The organism is Mycobacterium aquaticum, from assembly GCF_002086485.1.
GTDB lineage: Bacteria > Actinomycetota > Actinomycetes > Mycobacteriales > Mycobacteriaceae > Mycobacterium > Mycobacterium aquaticum.
The window spans coordinates 230804-248134 of record NZ_MVHF01000005.1; the positions used below are offsets into that span (position 1 = coordinate 230804).

The window sequence follows — 17331 nt, forward strand, 5'->3', positions numbered from 1 at the left end:
GTCGCGGACTTTCGCGTCTGTTCGCGCTAAGAAGGTGGGCGGCGGGGACGCACCAGGACCGACTGCTGGATGGCGCCCACGGGGCCGGTCTGGTCGAACAGCGTGCCCACCGTGGTGCCGATACCGTCGGGCCCGTAGTTGGTGTCGGCCCGGATGCCGATCCAGTCGCCTTCGGGCAACCGATGCACGTGCACCACGAGATCGGTGTTGAGGAACGTCCATTCGCGGATGTCGATTTTGGAGCCGATGCCGTTGGCGTCGTCGGCCACGGTGAACAACCGCTGCAGTGGCGTCAAGGTCTCGCCCTTGACGAGGTCCACCGTGGGCTTGAGCCACGATTCGCCGGGCCCTGGCGCCTGCGGCACGGTCAGCCACCGCCAATCCAGGCTGTGCACGTAGTTGGGCTCCCAGTGCTTGGCCATGTCGCGGCTGCGGGCCTGCTCCAGCGGTGGCAGCGGCGCGGCGCAAGCATGAGTCAACGCCGTGGAGTCCAGCTGCAACATGCGCCAACTGCTCGCGCGCGCAACGGTTCTCGGGGTGCCGTCGGGCCCCGGCGCGAGCATCTCGGCGCTCACCAACTCGATCTGCTTGCCGGGTCGCTGCACCTGGGCGCTCACCCAGAGTTCGCCCTCGGACGGCACGCCACCCATGAGGTCCACCACCACCCGGCTGCAGCGGGTGTCCGCCCGGCGCTCGCAGCGCTCCAGGGCCCGCACCAGCAGGGCCGACACCGGAGCGGCGTGCTGGATGGCGGCCGACCAGGTGCCGCGCACCATGTCGGTGGCCCGAAACTTCTCGCCGAGCCGATCCTCGTCGATCAACTCGTAGTACGAATCCGACATGTCCGCCCTGTCAGTGGTGGTGGCCGTGCTCGTGATCGCCCGGCGCGGGCACATCGACCATGAGCGCCTCGACGCGGGAGAGCGTCGTGCCGATCAACCGCTGCGGGTACGCGTCGGTGGTGGTCACCAGGAACAGCGTCCGTCCCTCGGGGCCGCCGAGCGCGCACGCGATGGCAGTGCGCTCGCCGACGTCGACACGGTCGGTTACGGCACCACCCTCGACGATGCGCTGGAACTCGTGCGCGAGCGTCAACGCGGTCCACACCCCGCCTTCGGCGTCGATCGCGATCCCGTCCGGCGGGCCGTCCAGCCCGTCGGCGAACGCCCGGCGGCCGCTCAGCCCGCCCTCGGAGTCGATGGTGAAGGCCGTCAGCCGGCACCCGGTGGATTCCGCGACGACGAGGGTGGTCCCGTCGGGCGTGATGGCCATGCCGTTGGGAAAATCGAGGGCATCGGCGACGACGTGCACCGTGCGATCCGGGTCGATGCGCACAATGACACCGCCCCCAATACACTCCCCGTCGCTGCGCTCGCCCCCGATACACTCCCCGTCGCTGCGCTCGCCCCCGAAGCGAGCCTGCGAACCGACGTAAGCACGGCCATGCGCGTCGATCACCATGTCACCCAGCGGGGCCGGAACCACCGCGCTCAGATCGGCCAGCAGCTCGACGGTGTCACCGTCGTAGACCAGCACCTGACGGCGCTCGGTGGAGACGATCAGCAGGGCGCCGTCAGGCCGAAAACCCAAGCCGGACGGCGCATGTCCGGGCAGCGGCAGCGTCGTCGACGCTCCGCCGAGGGTCACCGTGTGCACGGCCTCGCCGAGCATGTCGGAGAACCACAGCAGCCCCTCGAACCAGCGCGGACCCTCGCCGAAACAAAATCCGTTGGCCAGTTGTGTCGTCCGTACCGGTCCGGCTTCGACCGTCATCGCCACCCACCTTTACAAAACACGCCTTGAGTGTCACGCTCGCAGGGTGCCACTGTCAACCACGGGTGTGCGCCGATGAAGAAGTTCTACGGCCACACGCTGCTGTATCTGCACGAGACGGTCGACCTGGGAGCGGGCAACGTCGAAGGGTTCACCCAGAGGTTCAGCGACACTTACCACCCGATGATGGCCGAGCTCGGCGCCCGCCTCTTCGCCGTCTGGGAAACCACGCCCTACAACGGCCACTGGCCGCAGGTGACCGTCATCTGGGAAATCGACACCTTCGCCGACTACGCCCGGATCGGCCGAGCCCAGGCCGCGGGCGGCAGCCACGAGAAACCGGCCCGGCAGTGGTCGGCGTATCTGTCGGAGCTCGGCGCGCGCGGTGAGGGCCGGATCATGTACGCCGGCAAGTACAACCGGACGCTGGCGCAGCTGCGGGCGGAGAACTTCGGTGCGGGGTTGGTGATCCAGGAGATCATGCAGACCAAGCCGGGCCGCCAGGACGACTACATCCGCGAGCTGCAGCGGCTCTACGTGCCCTGGTCGGAATCGACGGGCAAGCGCTGGCTGGGCTCCTTCATCACCACGTTCCGGTTCAACGAAGTGATCCACTACTGGGCCCTCGACGGCGACTGGGACTGCTTCGAAAACCACTACCCGTCGTGGAAGGACAGTCCGCCTGCGGAAATCGTCACCTGGATGAGCGTCGCCCCCGCGCTGCGTGACGGGTGGGAAGACTCGATCCTCGCGGCCTTACCGCCGTCGCCGCTGAAGTAGGCGCGCGATGACCCGATCGGACTTCACCTACGACCCATTCGACCCCAAGGTGATGGCCAACCCGCTGCCGTACTACCGGACCCTTCGCGACGAGCACCCCGTGTACTACATCGACAAGTGGGACACCTACGCGCTGTCCCGCTTCGACGACATCTGGGAGGTGCTCGGCGTGACCGACGGAACTTTCGTCGCCTCAGAGGGCACCCTGCCCGCCGCGGCCGTGCTGGCCGACCACAACGACGGTCCGGTGGCCGATCCGCCGTTGCACCCCATGCAGTTTCACGCCAATTTCGATTCGCCGATCTACGAGAACGTCCGGCGGTGCACCTCGGCGCAGTTCCGGCCACGCTCGGCGGCCAAGCTGGCCGACCGGATCCGCACCCTGGCCAACGAGCGCCTCGATGAACTGCTGCCGCGGGGCACGCTCGATCTCACCCAGGACTACGGAGGCATCGTCGCGGCCGCGATGGTGTGCGAATTCGTCGGATTGCCTGCCGATCTCGCGCCGGAGGTACTGGCGACCGTCAACGCGGGCAGCCTCGCCCAACCGGGGGAAGGCGTCGAGATCGGCAACGCCCGTCCGGGTTACCTGTCCTACCTGACCCCGATCGTGGCACGCCGCCGGGCCGAAGGCGCTGACGGGACCGTGCCGATCGCCGACAGCCTGATCGACTTCAGACTGCCCGACGGCTCGGCTTTCACCGACATGGAAGCGGCTGTGCAGATGCTCGGCGTGTTCATCGGTGGCACAGAAACCGTACCGAAGATCACCGCGACCGGGCTCTGGCAGCTGCACCGCCACCCCGACCAACTGGCAGCCGTGCGTTCCGATCTGGCCGGCAACGTGCCGATCGCCCGGGAGGAGATCATCCGGTGGGGTGCACCTGCGCAGTGGTTTGCTCGAACGGTGCGGCGTCCGTACACCATTCACGACACCACCATCAAACCCGGCCAACGCGTCATCACCTTGCTGGCCTCGGCGGCCCGCGACGAACGGGAGTACGACCGGCCGGACGACTTCGTGTGGAACCGGCCCATCGAGCGGCTCTTGTCGTTCGGTCGGGGACAACACTTCTGCCTCGGCGTGCACGTGGCGCGCCTCGAGATCACGATCATGATCGAGGAGTGGCTCAAGCGGGTGCCCGACTGTCACATCGACGAACAGGCCGCGTCGCGCCCACCGTCGAGCTTCCAATGGGGCTGGAACAGCATTCCGGTGGAGGTATAGCCATGTGGTGTCATCGCCTCGTCGCGCCATACACCTTCGAACGCATCGACGTCGCGGAGCCTGCGCCGCAATCGCTCACCGACGGGCAGGTGCTGCTGGATTTCCTGGCCGCCGGGATCTGCGGCAGCGACCTGCCGGGCTTCCGCGGCACCCAGGGCAGACTTGCGGGGGACACCGGCCGTAACGCCGCAGGGATCAACGGTTTTCCGGTCCACGAGATCGTCGGCGAAGTGCTCGCCAGTCGACACCCCGAACATCGGCCGGGCGACCGGGTGGTCGGCTGGGCGTCGGGTTTCGACGGTCTCATGGGCCGCGTGGTCTCCGACGGCAACGGGCTGGTGCCCTACGACCCGGCTCTGAGCCCGGCGCTGGCGGTCGGGTTGCAGCCGTTGGCATGCGTGCTCTACGCCGTCGAGCAGCTGCCTGAGCTGGCCGGCCGGCAGGTCGCGGTGATCGGGCAGGGCTCGATCGGCCTGCTGTTCTCTTATGTGGCAAAGGCTTTCGGTGCAGCACACGTCACGGGTGTCGACCCGGTCGACCGGTCCGGGCTCGGCCCACAGTTCGGGGTGGACACCGCGGTGCGTGCCACCAGTGACCGGTGGGTCACCCACCTCGGCGCCACCGACCGGGCTGATGTGGTGATCGAAGCCGTCGGGCATCAGGTCGCCACGCTCAACCACGCACTGACGGCGGCGGCGTTCGGCGGCACGGTGTTCTACTTCGGCGTCCCGGACGACGACTGCTACCCGATCAGCATGCGAACCATGCTGCGCAACAATCTGACACTGAAATCCGGTGTGACACTGGACCGCCGGCGGGTGCTGCGGCGGGCCGGGGAATTCGCCGCCGCGCATCCCGATCTGCTGCCCGGCTACGTCACCCACACGTTCGGGATCGACGACGTACAGAGCGCCTTCGAGTTGGCCTGTCGGCCGGTGCCGGAGCGGGTCAAGATAGCGATCTGCGCATGAGTAGATTCGTCGAGGCGCTGGCCTCACACTCTCAACTCTGGGGCGGCTGGGTGGTGGCCCCCACGCTCATCGGTCCCGAGGAATTCGCCGCCGCCTGCTACCACTACGTCGGATTCGACGTCCAGCACGGCTATCTCGATGACGCCGATGTCGCGATGCTGCTGCGCCGCACCGAGCATCTGCCGATCGCCACAGCGGTGCGGCTGCCGTCGGCGGATCCCGCTCCGATCGGGCGGGTGCTCGACGCCGGGGCCGACGCCGTGATCGTCGCCATGGTGGAGAACCCCGACCAGGCCGCACGAGCGGTGGCCGCCACCCGCTACGCGCCCGCAGGGGTGCGCAGCTTCGGCCCGTTACGCGCGAGCCTGGGCCATGACCCGGCCGCGTTGGAAGCCCGGGTCAGTGTGTTCGTGTTGATCGAGACCGCGCGGGGGCTCGCGGCCGTCGACGAAATCTGCGCCGTGCCCGGACTGGCCGGGCTCTACGTCGGGCCCGCCGACCTGGCGATCTCGATGGGCGTGCGGCCCGCCGACGCCGGGACTCACCCCGACGTCCGCGCCGCGATCGCCCGGGTCCGCAAGACCGCCACCGCGGCCGGGCTCGTGGCAGGCATCCACGCCGGCACGGGACAGCTCGGAAACCTGTTCGCGCAGGAAGGCTTCCGGATGATCACGCTCGCGTCGGAGTCCCAGGCGCTGCGCCGCGGCGCGGCCGATCATCTCAGCGAGGCAATGGGGCAGGCGGCGGCCACCACTGAAAGAGGAGGCTACAACTGAACGCCACAGCAGACCGGGTCGCCCTGGTGACCGGCGCCGCCCGCGGTCAGGGCGCGGCCATCGTGCGCCGGCTGGTGGCCGACGCCTACCGGGTGACCGCAGCAGATCTGGCGATCGACGAGTTGATCACGGGTACAGCGGAATTCGGTGATCAAGTGCTGCCCGTCGAACTCGATGTGACCTCGCCCGAGCAGTGGCGTTCGGCGGTCGACGCGACAGTTTCCCGGTTCGGTGCGCTGAGCGCCCTGGTCAACAACGCCGGGGTGCTGCACCGGGCCTCGATCGCCGACGAGACACCGGGGGCCTTCGAAAACTCCTGGCGGGTCAACTGTCTCGGCCCATTCCTCGGCATCCAGGCTGCGCTGCACTCACTGCGGCGGGCCCGGGGAGCCGCCGTCGTCAACACGTGCAGCACCGGCGCGATCCGGCCTTTTGCGCACCACGCGGCGTACGGCGCGTCGAAGTGGGCGTTGCGCGGACTCACCCAGGTGGCCGCAGCCGAACTCGGTCCCGACGGTATCCGTGTCAACGCGGTGTTCCCGGGCCCGGTCCAGACGCCGATGCTCGACGAGACCACCCAGGCGCGGCTCGCGCAGCGAGCCACCCTCGGCCGACTGGGGCAGCCGACCGAAATCGCCGACGCGGTCGCGTTCCTGCTCTCCGAGCAGGCCTCGTTCATCACGGGCTCCGAACTCGTCGTCGACGGCGGCCAATGCCTGCAGATCGGATGACGCGGATGCCCACATCGCCATCAGTCGGAATCATCGGCGCCGGACCCGGTGGGCTGGCGCTCGGAATCTTCTTGAAGAAGGCGGGTTTCGACGAATTCACGATCTTCGACCGCGAGGACGGCGTCGGCGGGACGTGGCGGATCAACACCTACCCGGGACTGGCGTGCGATGTGAAATCGCACCTGTACTCCTATTCGTTCGATCTCAACCCCGGCTGGTCGCGGCTGTGGTCTTCTCAAGCGGAGATCCTCGCCTACTTCGAGCGCAGCGCGCAGCGTCACCGGCTGGGCCCGCACCTGAAGCTCAATACCGAAGTGACCGCTGCGCATTGGGACGCCGCCACCATGACCTGGCGGCTGACGACCGCGACCGGCGAACACCACCGGTTCGACGTGGTGGTCTCGGCGGTGGGATTGTTCACCCGGCCGGTGATGCCGAATCTCGTCGAGGAAGAACCCTTCACCGGCACCCTCATGCATTCGGCCCGCTGGGACCACGGCGTGCGCCTGGACGGCGCGCGGGTCGCGGTGCTCGGCACCGGGTCGACGGCCTCGCAACTGCTGCCGGAACTGGCCAAGGTCGCCGCCAAGGTGTACTCCGTGCAGCGGTCACCGACCTGGATCCTGCCGAAGCCGGACCGCGCCTACACCGACCGTGAGCGCTGGCTCTTCGCCCACGTGCCGTTCGCCAAGAGGATCTACCGGACGCGGCTGTGGCTGCGCAGCGAGGCGAACATCTCGGTGATCGAGCACGGCAGCGACAAGACCAAGGAGTTCCGCGACGTCGCGCTGAAGATGCTGGAAACTGTTGTCGCCGAACCAGAATTACGCTCCGTGCTGACCCCTGATCATCCGCTGGGCTGCAAGCGGCTGGTGTTCTCCTCGGACTTCATCCCCGCCCTGACGCGTCCCAACGTAGAGGTGATCGCCAGCCCCGCCCGCGCGCTCAAGGCCCGGTCGCTGGTCACGGCCGACGGCCGCGAACTCGACGTCGATGTGGTGGTATGCGCGACCGGTTATGCGGCCACCGACTATCTGGGGCAGATCGAGGTGGTCGGGGAGGGCGGCACGCGCCTGCACGACACGTGGCGCGACGGCGCCTTCGCGTATCTGGGCATGGCTGTGCCCGGTTTCCCGAACTTCTTCATGCTGTACGGGCCGAACACCAACGTCGGCTCCAACAGCGTCATATTCGTGCTGGAGGCCCAGGCGCGCTACGTGGTGCGGGCGCTGAAACATCTTCGGCGCAAACGCAAATCGTATGTGGCGGTGGCGCCTGCGGCGATGGCACGGTTCATCGCCGACGTCGACCGGTGGATGCAGGGCACGGTGTGGCTGACCCGATGCAGCAGTTACTTCCGCGCACCCAGCGGGCGGGTGGTGACCCAGTGGCCGCGCAGCGCCCGGGCGTTCTGGACGATGACGCGTCGATTCCGTTCTGCCGAATACACTTTCGTCCCGCCCGCGTCGACCACCACCCCGGCCGCGCACAGCACGTCCGTCGGCGCGCAGGGATAGCCGGTGTCCTGGCTGGATCGCCTCGACCCGGCGTTGCATCACCTTGCCGGGGCGCGCACCGATCTGTCGGCCCAACATCTCGGTGCGGTGCGCGCGTCGCTGGATCAGCGGCGCCGCGACACTGCGCGAACGCTGGACACCTCGGGCGTCGCGATCGCCGATGCCCACATCATGCTCGGCCGGCGGACGCTCGCGCTGCGCATCTACCGCGGCGGGCCGTCGCCCGCGCCTGCCGTCGTCTACTGCCATTCCGGGGGTTTCGTCCTCGGCAATCTCGACGTCGACCAGATCCAGTGCGTCGGACTCGCCCGGCAGGGCCGGTGCACGGTGATCGCCATGGACTACCGGCTGGCGCCCGAGCATCCGTTCCCGGCGGCGCTCGACGACGCCATGGCGGTGCTGAGGTGGGTGGCCGCGCGTGCGGACGACCTCGACGTCGACGCCACGCGGATCGCCGTGGCGGGCAGCAGCGCCGGCGGTGCCCTGGTCGCAGTGCTGGCCCAGCGTTCGGCCGCGGGATCGGCTCCGCCGATCGTGTTCCAGTTGTTGCACCAGCCCGCGCTCGACGACCGCCCGACCGGCTCGAAGGCCGAATTCGGTGATACCCCCGGCTTCGACGCACCTGCCGCCGCCGCGATGTGGCGACACTATCTGGCCGGGCGGGAAGGTGCGGCCGCTGCGGTTCCGGCGCGCGCCGCGACGCTCGACGGACTCGCGCCGGCGCTCATCACCTGCTCGGAGCTCGATCCGCTGCGCGACGAGGCGCTCGGCTACGCACGACGTTTGCTGGCCGCCGGGGTCAGTACGGAACTGCATGTGTTTCCCGGCACCTGTCACGGCTTCGATTCGCTTTTGCCGCACTGGGAGATGACCCGGCACCTGCACACCATGCAGGGCGCCGCATTGACGCGCGGGCTGTCGTGATCTCGACCGCGCGGCCGGTCTTCAGGTGGCGTCCGGTTAACGGGCTGGACAATAATGTGTCAACTACGCCGTGGGACGATGGGTTTGGCGCTACAGCGCGATTGACCGATTGAGAGGTAGCTATGTCGGCCGACAACGACCGGCTCGGGTACTCCCGCGACCCCAAACACGCCAGGGAACCTGCACCGTACGGCGACGCCGACGCCCTGTTCGGTGGATCAGTCACCTCGGTGACCAACGGCGGCTCCCGGCACGGTGACGTGCCGACGGGAGCCCCGCCGGTGATCCAGGCGCCCGCGCTCTCGGTCGTGGCGCCGGATCCGACAGAGGCCGAGATCACCGCCAAGCTCCAGCCGATCCCGCCGCGGCCGCCGTGGCCCCTGCAGGACGGGCTGCAGGCGGTCGACGGCTGGGCAGGTCCCAACAGCGGAGTCGGTCTGAGCGAGCACCGGGCGGTCGACAATCTCGCGCGCGTCGGCGTGCGTCCGACGGTCAAGATGCACTCCCAGCGTGGCTGGCGCGGGCTGCTGTACCGCACCACCCGGCTGAATCTGGGACTGTCGCGCGACGAGCTCTACGAACTCGACCTGTATGCCCGCATCCGTCGTAACGCCAGGGACTCGTACCAGATCGGCGTCTTCGGCCTCAAGGGCGGCGTCGGGAAGACGGCTGTCGCGGTCGCGCTCGGTTCGACGCTGAGCAAGGTGCGCGGTGACCGGATCCTTGCCATCGATGCCGACCCCGCCAGCGGCAACCTCGCGGACCGGGTCGGGCGGCAGTCAGCGGCGACCGTGTCGGATCTGCTCGCCGCCAAAGATCTGTCGCGCTACAACGACATCCGCGGATTCACCAGCATGAACGAATCGAAGCTCGAGGTGCTGTCCGGTCTCGAGTACAGCGCCGCGTCCCGCGCGTTCAACGACGCCGACTGGAAAGCCGCCACCGACATCGTTTCGCAGCACTACAACCTGGTGATCGCCGACTGCGCCGCGGACATGTTCCAGCCCGCGGCCCGCGCCGCGCTGAGCAGCGTCTCGGGGGCTGTGATCGTGGCGAGCGCCTCGATCGACGGCGCCCGCCAGGCCGCGGTGACGCTCGACTGGCTGTGGCAGAACGGCCACCGTGACCTGCTGAACCGGACGTGCGTGGTGGTCAATCACGTCGGCTCACGCCGGCCCAACGTCGACACCGGCGCGCTCGTGACGCAGTTTCAGAAGCACCTGCCTCCCGGCCGGGTGTTCGTGCTGCCCTGGGACAAGCACATCGCCTGCGGCACCGAGATCCACCTCGACCTGCTCCGACCGCGGTTCCAGCGGCGGATCCTGGAACTCGCCGCCGCGCTGTCGGACGATTTCGACGGACCCGTCGCCACTTAACCGGCGCCGAGTTCCCGCGCCACCGCGGCGTGGTAGGCGTCGATGTGAGCCGGGTTCACGATCCGGAAGAAACCGTCCGGCAGCGGTGCATGCCGGTCGGCCTCGATCGTCATGGTGCGGCTGAACAACGTCAGATTCTCACCCGGCCGGGTGAAGCGGTACTCGACCGTCATCCGCCCTTCCAGCCCGCCGGCACCGTTGCTGTCGACGCCGAGCCGTCCAACCGACGTGAACACCCACCGCCATGGGCGCGTCGCGATGCCGAGTTGCCAGGTGAAGATCCGATCGGCGCTCGGATGAGACTCCTGCCAGGTGTCACCGACCCGCAACGGCAGGGCCGAGGGCAGCCCGCTGATCCGCGGCTCGCCCGGATAGGTCCTGGTCCAGTTGGCCGGATTGGTCACGAAGTCGTACACGGTCTCCGCGGACTGCCGATACACCGTCTGGGAGCTGGTGGTCACGATGCCCAAGTGTGTGCCTTCCCCTTGTCAGAATTCGAAGCCCTGGAGCTCGGCGAGTACCCGCACCTTGGTGGCGTCGAAGCTCAGAAATCCTTTGACAGGCAACGACTCCGGCGGCGGATCGGGATAACTCCAGGCCGCGTCGGCGATCACGGTACCGCCCAATGTCACCGACCAGTACGTGGCGGTGCCCTTGTAATTGCAGTAGCTGGTGGTCTGGCTGCGGTGCAACAGGTCCGTGCGCACCAGTGCGGGGTTGACGTAGAGCCTTGGCGCCAAAGCGGTTTCGAACAGAATCACGGTGTCGTCGGTGTCGACCAGCACGGTGTCGTCGACCGCCACCCGCAGCCCACGTCCGCTCCGTCGGCAGTCGATGCGGTGATACGGGTTCGGCGGATAGTGCACCAACCGGCGGCCCTCCTCGAACCACGCGTCGACGGCGTCCCACGCCACCGCCACATACCCGGGGGCTTCGGCAACCGGATGGCTCGGCAGGCCACCGACCTCGTCCTGCGGGAACGCGTAGCTCAGTGCGTGACCCGCGCGGTGCACGAGCAATGCGCGCTCGGTGTCGATCGTGGCGTCGCCACCCACAAACGCCTGGATCCGCCGGGGATGCGGCTCGATGTAGACCACCGCGCCGGGCAGTGGGGGAGTGAACCACCCAGCGGGCTGCGGGCTCAACGGGCCATGTCCGGCCACCAGACTCACCGCGTCACCTCCGATCCGGACATCGCCCGGCCACGATGGCAGAGACGATAGGAGCTTTACAGATTGATGGAGAAATGTCACGCTGTTTGGTGACGGGTGACACAGCCGGAGGGTGACGAATGACGGTGAGACCATGACGCTGTCCGATACGCCGATCGCTACGAGATCCCAGCCACGGGTGCGGCCTGCCCAGGTGCTGCGATACGAACTGAACGTGCAGGCCCGAGACGCCGCCGACGTCGTCGCGAGCATCGGCGGCTGGCTTTTCGACCGGCGGATGGCGGGCTGGGGCGTCACCGTCGCGCTGCCGGACCATCGCGACGACCGCGCGTTGCGCATTCTCGGCATCAAAGCCGTTGAGCTGCACGGTGAATGGCCCGCGACAACGCATGAGCGGATCGTGACGACAGTGATCGCGGCGGACCTGTTCGACGCCGACGACGACGTGCGCTCGCAGGTCCTCGCATCCATGCGGCGCGGCGACGGCGAGGTCGCGTTCTGGGGCGCCGGTGCGCTGGGTCGATTCGGCGGAGGTTTACACGCCACGCAGTACCGGCTCAGCGCGGCCGCGCAGGCATTCAAGGCGCATGCTCTTGCCGCAGTGAGCGATTCGATCACGACCAGCGGCGCGGTGGAGACACTGCTGCTGGGTGGCCGACCGGCGGCGCTGTTCGCCGACGATATGGTCCCGGTCTGCTGAAGACGATGTGGCTGCGGCGCTGGAGACGCCGCGCGGTGTCAGGTCAGCGAATCCAGCCGCGGCGACGCAGCCACCAGTCGCGACCGACCAGCAGCAGGATCAGGGCCGCGAACCCGATCAGGAACCAGTCCTCGACGTGGCCGACGTGGTTACCGCGCATCATCACGAGCAGGAAAAGTGCGGAGAGCACGCCACCGATGTGGATGACCTTGATGTTCTCCTTCGACCAACCCCATGCCGCCGAGGGCACATCCTCGACGTCGACGCCGTTGTGTCGCTCCACTTCGGTGCTGGCCACGGTTGCTCCTCACAGTCGGGCAGGGACTGCAGACATTCTGGCATACGACACTGCGTCGTATGTCGACCGGCACCGGTCATCTCAGCTGTTGGTACCGGCGCAACGCTTCGAGCCGTTCTGATGCGTGATCGACGATCGGGTCGGGGTAGTCCGCGGGCCGTGCCGAGCCGAGCTTGTGCACGTCGGCGACGTCGGCGAGCTCGGGTACCCAACGCCGGATGTAGTCCCCGGCGGGATCGAACTTCGCGCCCTGCGCCGTCGGATTGAACACCCGGAAATACGGTGCGGCGTCGGTGCCGCACCCGGCGACCCACTGCCAGCCGTGCTGGTTGTTGGCGACATCGCCGTCGGTGAGCTGGTCGAGAAACCATCGCGCACCCCACTGCCACGGTAGGTGGAGGTCTTTGACCAGAAACGACGCGGCGATCATCCGCACCCGGTTGTGCATGAAACCGGTCTGGGCGAGCTGTCGCATCCCGGCGTCGACGATCGGGAAGCCGGTCCTCCCGGCAGTCCAGGCGTCGAACGCCCGCCGCGCGTCCGGGCCGTCATCCACTTCGATCGCGGCCATGCCGCGATTCCAGCTCTGCCAGGCGCTTTCGGGCCAGTGGTGCAGCACGGTGGCGTAGAAGTCACGAAAAGCCAACTCCCGCAGATACGCGTCGGCGGCCGAGCCGAGATCGACCGCCATCGTGCGCGGGTGGATGGTGCCGAACTTCAGGTGTGCCGACATCCGGCTGGTGGTGTCGAGATCGGGACGGTCGCGGTCGGTGGCGTAGCCCGGCAGTGACGTCTCGACAAACGTCCGCCACTGCGCCGTGGCCGCGAGCTCACCCGCCGGCGCGTCCGGCCGGCTCGGGGCATCAGGGATCTGGGTCGCGCCGGGTAGCCCGGCCGGGTCGATCCATCGCGCCGAATCGGGTCCGGAAGCAGCAGGAGCGCGCCATCCGTGGTCGCGCCACGCCCGGTAGTACGGCGTGAAGACCTGATACGGCGTGCCATCCTGCTTGCTGATGCGCCCCGGCGAGACCAGGTAGGGCGAACCGGTCGCGCACAGCGGCACGCCGGCGAGCGCGGTGCGCACGGCCTCGTCGCGTCGCCGCCCGAACGGCGAATGGTCCTGCGAGATGTGCACCGCATCCGCCCCGACGGCACGGGTGAGGCGTGGAATCTGTTGCTCGGGCCTGCCTGTCACCACCAGGAGCTTCCCGCCGAGGCGCTCCCGCAGCTCGTGCAAGGACCGGTAGAGGTAGTGCAGGCGACGACGTCCCGAGGTTGCGGCCAGCCGCGGGTCGAGCACGTAGCAGGCCAGCACCTCGGCGTCGTCCTGCGCGGCGGCCAGCAGGGCGGGGTGGTCGGACAGGCGCAGATCCCGCCGGAACCACAGCAAGGTGGGCATGCCTCCGATGGTGCCCGACCCGGACGGCCTGGAGGCTGCAGCATCCCCGCGCACCATGATGACACTTGATATGACGTCTCTATGGTGTCATCATGACACCATGGATTTGCAGCCGTACGTCGATGCCGTCCGACACGAACTGGCGGTGGCGGCCGCTGCGGGCGGTGCTGACGCCGAAGCGCTCGCGCAGCGGTTGACCGCGCCGCTTGACTCGGCCTTGCGGCTCGCACTGCTCGAAGCGCTTTCCGAGGCGGCCGAACAGATCACGCGGGAGCTCGCCCCCGGGGCTGTGCACGTCCGACTGGCCGGCAGGGATCCGGAGTTCGCGGTGGAACTTCCCGAACCCGCGGAACCGGCCGTGCCGTCGGCGTCATCACGTGCTGACGTTCCCGACGACGACTCCGGCGGCACCTGGCGGGTGACCCTGAGGCTTCCCGAGAGCTTGCGCGCCGGTGTGGAGTCCGCGGCGCGTGGCGAGGGCATCTCGGTGAATGCCTGGCTGGTGCGCTCGGCGAGCGCGAGGCTCGGTGCTCCCGCCGGCCGAACCCGCAGTGGCGGCAAGTCTTTCAGCGGCTGGGTCCGCTGAACCGATCGACCCGAACCCCACCGACAAGGAGATTCCGATGTCCACATTCCATACACCCGAACCGATTTCGGCCGACGTCGAGGTGGTGGCGGGCGTTGTCCGCGTCAGTGCCTCGGACCGGGACGACACTGTCGTCGAGGTCGCGCCCCGCGATCCGAACCGGCCCTCCGACGTCCGCATCGCCGAACAGGCACGCGTCGACTACCGCGACGGCGCGCTCACCGTGAGCGCAGGCCGGCGCATCCTGTCGCTCGGCCGCGGGGGAGCGGTCCGCATCGACATTGCCCTGCCTGCCGGATCCCGGCTGAGGGTATCCGCAGCCTCAGCTGACACCGAGGCCGACGGCAGCTACTCCGATTGCCGGTTCGCCACCGCCAGCGGGGACGTGCGTGTCGACACCGTAACCGGAAAACTCAAGGCGGACAGCGCATCCGGCGATGTTGCGATCGGCAGGTTGGTGGGTGACGCGCGCATCGCGACCGCATCGGGCGATGCGCGCATCGACCACGTCGAGGGCGACGTGACATTCCAGGCGGCGAGCGGCAACCTCAGCGTCGGGACGCTGCGCGGCAGTCTCAAGGTCCAGGCGGCCTCGGGCTCGGTCACCGTCGCCGTCGCTGCGGCCGGTGCGCTCAGCGCGCACACGAGCAGCGGCGAGGTCGAGGTCGGCATCCCCGAGGGCACCGCTGCACGGCTTGAGCTCACGACCGGCTCTGGCTCGGTCGACAACCGGCTGGCTGCCTCCGACGGACCCGCCGCGGGCGATGAGACCTTGGTGGTGCGCGCCCGCACGGGATCCGGCGACATCTCGATTCGCCGTGCATCGCAGGCACCGGCCGGCCACAACTCCTAGGCCGGGTCGAACCGGAACACCGTCAATCGCCCTGCCAGCGCCTCGAATTCGTCGGGTGTGCCGTCGACCACCAGGCCGCTGCGCTTGGCGAATCCGACGCCCACGGGCACCTTCGCAGCGAACGTCCGCAGGATCGGGCGGGACTCTTCGGGGCTGAGTTCGACGATGTGGACTCGGCGGGACCGTCGTCCTCTGGTGAGGGTGCCGGACCCTGCGGCCCGGGCATTGGCCGCCCAGTCCGACCCCGGATAGCCGGCGACGGTGTAGAGGCCCCCATCGTGGTCGAACGGGGTCATCGGAGTGCTGCGTGGTTGGCCGGTGCGGCGCCCCGGCACGGTCAGCACCATGGCGGGGCCCGTCGGAATGCCCAGGCGTTGTACCGCCATCATCACCTTGTTCATGGGTTTGAGCCACCGGGGCGGGGTGGGTTCGGACATGTTCGCTCCTCTACTCGGTGTTGAACCGGTCACGGTTGTCGGCAGCCCAGCGGGCGAAAGGTGTTGCGGGACGGCCGAGGATCTTGTCGACCTCGTGGGTGACCAGTGCCGGGCTGCCGACGGTGTCGGCCAGCAGCGCCAGGTACGCGTCGGCGAACGCCGCCGGGAAGCCGACTGCGCGGAACCGCTCGCGTACCGCGTCGGGCGGCACCTCCTGGTAGCGCAGTGGCCGGCCCAGCGCCGTGCCGAGGGCGGCGACCAGCTCGGTGTTGGTCAGCGCCTGCGGACCGGTCAGTGGAATGCGTTGCCCCACAAGATCGTCGGTGAGCAGTGCGACGGCCGCCACGGCCGCGATGTCGGCGTCGGCGATCACCGCGATCGAGGCGTCGGCATACGGCCCGGTCACCACATCGCCTGCGGCGAGCTGCGGCGCCCACATTCCCGCGAAGTTGGATGCGAAGATCGTCGGCCGCAGGCTCACCCACTGCAGGCCCGACGCCACCGCCACCTGTTCGCACTCGCGGTTGCGGTCTCCGCGTACCCGCGACGGCTGGCGGGCATCGTCGTCATCGGCATTGATCGCCGACAGCGCGACCAGCCGAGCTACCCCTGCCGCGCGGGCCTGTTCGACGGTCGCGGCGAGCTCGGCGCCGAGCGCGCGGGAATTGAGAAAGACGGCGTCGGCCCCGGCCAGCCCGGCTGCCGCGGTCGGCACCACCTCGACCGCCGCGGGAAAGCCCGCGGTCGCCGGATGCCTGCTGACGGCACGTACCCGGGCGCCCGCGCTGACGAGTTCGGAAACGAGTGGACGCCCGACATTGCCGGTGGCGCCCGTGACGAGAATGGTTGTGTTCATGCGATCAAGGACGGGGTGGCCGTCGGAAAAGTTACAGCGGAGAGCCGGTAACTTTCGGGACCGGCATTTCGTCCTAACGACATGAACGATTCACTGGTCGAGGCGGCGTGGCGCGAGCACCGCCCGTACCTGGTCAACCTGTGCTACCAGATGCTCGGCGACATCGGTGAGGCCGAAGACGTTGCGCAGGAAGCGTTTCTGCGGCTGGCCCGCACCGACGCCGGGCAGCTCGACGATGTCCGCGCGTGGCTGACGGTGGTTGCCGGACGACTGTGTCTCGACCAGGTGCGCTCGGCGCGGGCGCGCCTCGAGCAGCCGGGGACGGTCGAGACAGCGGTGTCGGCGGAGCCCGACCCGGCCGACCGCGCCACCCTCGACGACCAGGTACGCACGGCGTTGTTCGAGGTCCTCAACCGGCTCAGCCCGGGGGAGCGGGTCGCGTTCGTGCTGCACGACGTGTTCGCGGTGCCGTTCGACGAGATCGCCGAAACCGTCGGCAGACCGGTCGGCACGTGCCGACAGCTGGCCCGGCGGGCCCGGATCAAGTTCGCCGGTCTCACGCCACACCGCGTCGACACCGACCTGCAGACCGGTGGTGTCACGGCAGACGAACATCGCGTCGTCCTGGAGAAGTTCATCGAGGCCTGCGCCAACGGCGACGTCCGGGCGCTCGGCGCCGTGCTCGACCCCAGCGTGTGGGGTGTCGGCACCATCCTGGCCGATCCGGCGCCACCTCAGCAGGTCAACCATGGCCGCGACGCCGTCGCCACCAACCTGCTGCTCTACCTCGGGCCGGGCGCCACGCTGGTCGGCGGACCCGCAGGCGAGCCGGTGCTGCTGGCATACGCCAACCGCAGGCTCTTCGCCGTGGTCGTCCTGACCATTCGCGACGGTCTGATCGTCAAGATCGACGCGACCGCGGACCCGTCGGCGCGCACGCGGTAGACGGCGGTT

General features: G+C 68.7%; 20 protein-coding genes. 12 read left to right on the top strand and 8 right to left on the bottom strand.

Going from position 1 to position 17331, the window contains the following annotated elements:
- Nucleotides 1-26: 26 nt before the first annotated feature.
- Both BST13_RS08010 and BST13_RS08015 read right to left on the bottom strand, forming a co-directional pair.
- The gene (locus BST13_RS08010; protein WP_083162534.1) at nt 27-842 is read right to left on the bottom strand and encodes a thioesterase family protein; all 816 of its coding nucleotides are present in this window, start codon (nt 840-842) and stop codon (nt 27-29) included.
- Nucleotides 843-852: 10 nt separating this feature from the next.
- Nucleotides 853-1773 (bottom strand): SMP-30/gluconolactonase/LRE family protein, encoded by a 921-nt coding sequence (locus BST13_RS08015; RefSeq protein ID WP_083162371.1) that lies wholly within the window; start codon nt 1771-1773, stop codon nt 853-855.
- 75 nt (nt 1774-1848) lie between these two features.
- Between BST13_RS08015 and BST13_RS08020 the strand changes: the two genes are divergently transcribed.
- The 8 genes from BST13_RS08020 to BST13_RS08055 all read left to right on the top strand — a co-directional run bounded on the left by BST13_RS08020 (nt 1849) and on the right by BST13_RS08055 (nt 10076).
- Nucleotides 1849-2553 carry an NIPSNAP family protein gene (locus BST13_RS08020; protein ID WP_083162373.1) on the top strand — a complete coding sequence of 235 codons (705 nt, stop codon included), beginning with the start codon at nt 1849-1851 and terminating at the stop codon, nt 2551-2553.
- Between the two features lie 7 nt (nt 2554-2560).
- Complete coding sequence (locus BST13_RS08025) at nt 2561-3781, top strand: cytochrome P450 (protein ID WP_083162375.1); 1221 nt, start codon at nt 2561-2563, stop codon at nt 3779-3781.
- Between the two features lie 2 nt (nt 3782-3783).
- Nucleotides 3784-4752, top strand: coding sequence for a zinc-binding dehydrogenase (locus BST13_RS08030; RefSeq protein WP_083162377.1), 969 nt, complete (start codon nt 3784-3786; stop codon nt 4750-4752).
- On the top strand, nt 4749-5528 hold the full coding sequence (locus tag BST13_RS08035; protein WP_083162383.1) for an HpcH/HpaI aldolase family protein: 780 nt from the start codon (nt 4749-4751) through the stop codon (nt 5526-5528). The genes BST13_RS08030 and BST13_RS08035 overlap by 4 nt, the downstream gene beginning before the upstream one ends.
- A 26-nt stretch (nt 5529-5554) precedes the next feature.
- A complete protein-coding gene (locus BST13_RS08040; protein WP_245839437.1) occupies nt 5555-6259 on the top strand; it encodes an SDR family NAD(P)-dependent oxidoreductase in 705 nt (234 codons plus the stop codon).
- Complete coding sequence (locus BST13_RS08045; protein ID WP_083162396.1) at nt 6241-7776, top strand: flavin-containing monooxygenase; 1536 nt, start codon at nt 6241-6243, stop codon at nt 7774-7776. Before BST13_RS08040 ends, BST13_RS08045 begins: the two co-directional genes overlap by 19 nt.
- Before the next feature lie 3 nt (nt 7777-7779).
- Nucleotides 7780-8700, top strand: a complete 921-nt coding sequence (locus tag BST13_RS08050; protein ID WP_083162398.1) for an alpha/beta hydrolase — start codon at nt 7780-7782, stop codon at nt 8698-8700.
- Between the two features lie 122 nt (nt 8701-8822).
- Entirely contained in the window at nt 8823-10076 is a 1254-nt protein-coding gene (locus BST13_RS08055; protein WP_083162400.1) for a MinD/ParA family ATP-binding protein, read from the top strand.
- Here the strand turns inward: BST13_RS08055 and BST13_RS08060 are convergent.
- Both BST13_RS08060 and BST13_RS08065 read right to left on the bottom strand, forming a co-directional pair.
- Nucleotides 10073-10546, bottom strand: a complete 474-nt coding sequence (locus BST13_RS08060) for a polyketide cyclase (RefSeq protein ID WP_083162402.1) — start codon at nt 10544-10546, stop codon at nt 10073-10075. The two genes, BST13_RS08055 and BST13_RS08060, sit on opposite strands and share 4 nt — an antisense overlap.
- A gap of 18 nt (nt 10547-10564) precedes the next feature.
- Complete coding sequence (locus BST13_RS08065; RefSeq protein WP_083162404.1) at nt 10565-11248, bottom strand: DUF427 domain-containing protein; 684 nt, start codon at nt 11246-11248, stop codon at nt 10565-10567.
- Between the two features lie 133 nt (nt 11249-11381).
- Between BST13_RS08065 and BST13_RS08070 the strand changes: the two genes are divergently transcribed.
- Nucleotides 11382-11948, top strand: a complete 567-nt coding sequence (locus BST13_RS08070; RefSeq protein ID WP_142282751.1) for a hypothetical protein — start codon at nt 11382-11384, stop codon at nt 11946-11948.
- A gap of 43 nt (nt 11949-11991) precedes the next feature.
- On the opposite strand, the gene BST13_RS08075 is transcribed toward BST13_RS08070, so the two are convergent.
- Together BST13_RS08075 and BST13_RS08080 are read right to left on the bottom strand one after the other, a co-directional pair.
- Entirely contained in the window at nt 11992-12246 is a 255-nt protein-coding gene (locus BST13_RS08075) for a DUF2631 domain-containing protein (protein WP_029373311.1), read from the bottom strand.
- A 76-nt stretch (nt 12247-12322) separates the two neighbouring features.
- Nucleotides 12323-13645, bottom strand: a complete 1323-nt coding sequence (locus BST13_RS08080; RefSeq protein WP_083162408.1) for a cryptochrome/photolyase family protein — start codon at nt 13643-13645, stop codon at nt 12323-12325.
- Nucleotides 13646-13745: 100 nt separating this feature from the next.
- On the opposite strand from BST13_RS08080, the gene BST13_RS08085 reads away from it, so the two are divergent.
- Both BST13_RS08085 and BST13_RS08090 read left to right on the top strand, forming a co-directional pair.
- The gene (locus BST13_RS08085; protein WP_083162410.1) at nt 13746-14231 is read left to right on the top strand and encodes a histidine kinase; all 486 of its coding nucleotides are present in this window, start codon (nt 13746-13748) and stop codon (nt 14229-14231) included.
- A gap of 37 nt (nt 14232-14268) precedes the next feature.
- Nucleotides 14269-15084 carry a DUF4097 family beta strand repeat-containing protein gene (locus BST13_RS08090; RefSeq protein WP_083162412.1) on the top strand — a complete coding sequence of 272 codons (816 nt, stop codon included), beginning with the start codon at nt 14269-14271 and terminating at the stop codon, nt 15082-15084.
- Here the strand turns inward: BST13_RS08090 and BST13_RS08095 are convergent.
- Both BST13_RS08095 and BST13_RS08100 read right to left on the bottom strand, forming a co-directional pair.
- Nucleotides 15081-15521: a nitroreductase family deazaflavin-dependent oxidoreductase gene (locus BST13_RS08095; RefSeq protein ID WP_083162414.1), complete on the bottom strand. Its 441-nt coding sequence runs from the start codon at nt 15519-15521 to the stop codon at nt 15081-15083. The two genes, BST13_RS08090 and BST13_RS08095, sit on opposite strands and share 4 nt — an antisense overlap.
- Nucleotides 15522-15531: 10 nt before the next feature.
- The gene (locus tag BST13_RS08100) at nt 15532-16377 is read right to left on the bottom strand and encodes an NmrA family NAD(P)-binding protein (protein WP_083162416.1); all 846 of its coding nucleotides are present in this window, start codon (nt 16375-16377) and stop codon (nt 15532-15534) included.
- Nucleotides 16378-16458: 81 nt separating this feature from the next.
- Here BST13_RS08100 and sigI point away from each other — a divergent pair, with 81 nt between their 5' ends.
- On the top strand, nt 16459-17322 hold the full coding sequence (sigI, locus tag BST13_RS08105) for an RNA polymerase sigma factor SigI (RefSeq protein WP_083162418.1): 864 nt from the start codon (nt 16459-16461) through the stop codon (nt 17320-17322).
- Nucleotides 17323-17331: the final 9 nt, after the last annotated feature.

Excerpts from the sequence above, each read along its gene's own strand:
- BST13_RS08095 (WP_083162414.1), bottom strand. The coding sequence starts at position 15,521 with ATGTCCGAACCCACCCCGCCCCGGTGGCTCAAACCCATGAACAAGGTG.
- BST13_RS08055 (WP_083162400.1), top strand. The coding sequence starts at position 8,823 with ATGTCGGCCGACAACGACCGGCTCGGGTACTCCCGCGACCCCAAACAC.
- BST13_RS08070 (WP_142282751.1), top strand. The coding sequence starts at position 11,382 with ATGACGCTGTCCGATACGCCGATCGCTACGAGATCCCAGCCACGGGTG.
- BST13_RS08045 (WP_083162396.1), top strand. The coding sequence starts at position 6,241 with ATGCCTGCAGATCGGATGACGCGGATGCCCACATCGCCATCAGTCGGA.
- BST13_RS08015 (WP_083162371.1), bottom strand. The coding sequence starts at position 1,773 with ATGACGGTCGAAGCCGGACCGGTACGGACGACACAACTGGCCAACGGA.
- BST13_RS08025 (WP_083162375.1), top strand. The coding sequence starts at position 2,561 with ATGACCCGATCGGACTTCACCTACGACCCATTCGACCCCAAGGTGATG.
- BST13_RS08010 (WP_083162534.1), bottom strand. The coding sequence starts at position 842 with ATGTCGGATTCGTACTACGAGTTGATCGACGAGGATCGGCTCGGCGAG.
- BST13_RS08020 (WP_083162373.1), top strand. The coding sequence starts at position 1,849 with ATGAAGAAGTTCTACGGCCACACGCTGCTGTATCTGCACGAGACGGTC.
- BST13_RS08085 (WP_083162410.1), top strand. The coding sequence starts at position 13,746 with ATGGATTTGCAGCCGTACGTCGATGCCGTCCGACACGAACTGGCGGTG.
- BST13_RS08100 (WP_083162416.1), bottom strand. The coding sequence starts at position 16,377 with ATGAACACAACCATTCTCGTCACGGGCGCCACCGGCAATGTCGGGCGT.
- BST13_RS08090 (WP_083162412.1), top strand. The coding sequence starts at position 14,269 with ATGTCCACATTCCATACACCCGAACCGATTTCGGCCGACGTCGAGGTG.
- BST13_RS08080 (WP_083162408.1), bottom strand. The coding sequence starts at position 13,645 with ATGCCCACCTTGCTGTGGTTCCGGCGGGATCTGCGCCTGTCCGACCAC.
- BST13_RS08035 (WP_083162383.1), top strand. The coding sequence starts at position 4,749 with ATGAGTAGATTCGTCGAGGCGCTGGCCTCACACTCTCAACTCTGGGGC.
- sigI (WP_083162418.1), top strand. The coding sequence starts at position 16,459 with ATGAACGATTCACTGGTCGAGGCGGCGTGGCGCGAGCACCGCCCGTAC.
- BST13_RS08030 (WP_083162377.1), top strand. The coding sequence starts at position 3,784 with ATGTGGTGTCATCGCCTCGTCGCGCCATACACCTTCGAACGCATCGAC.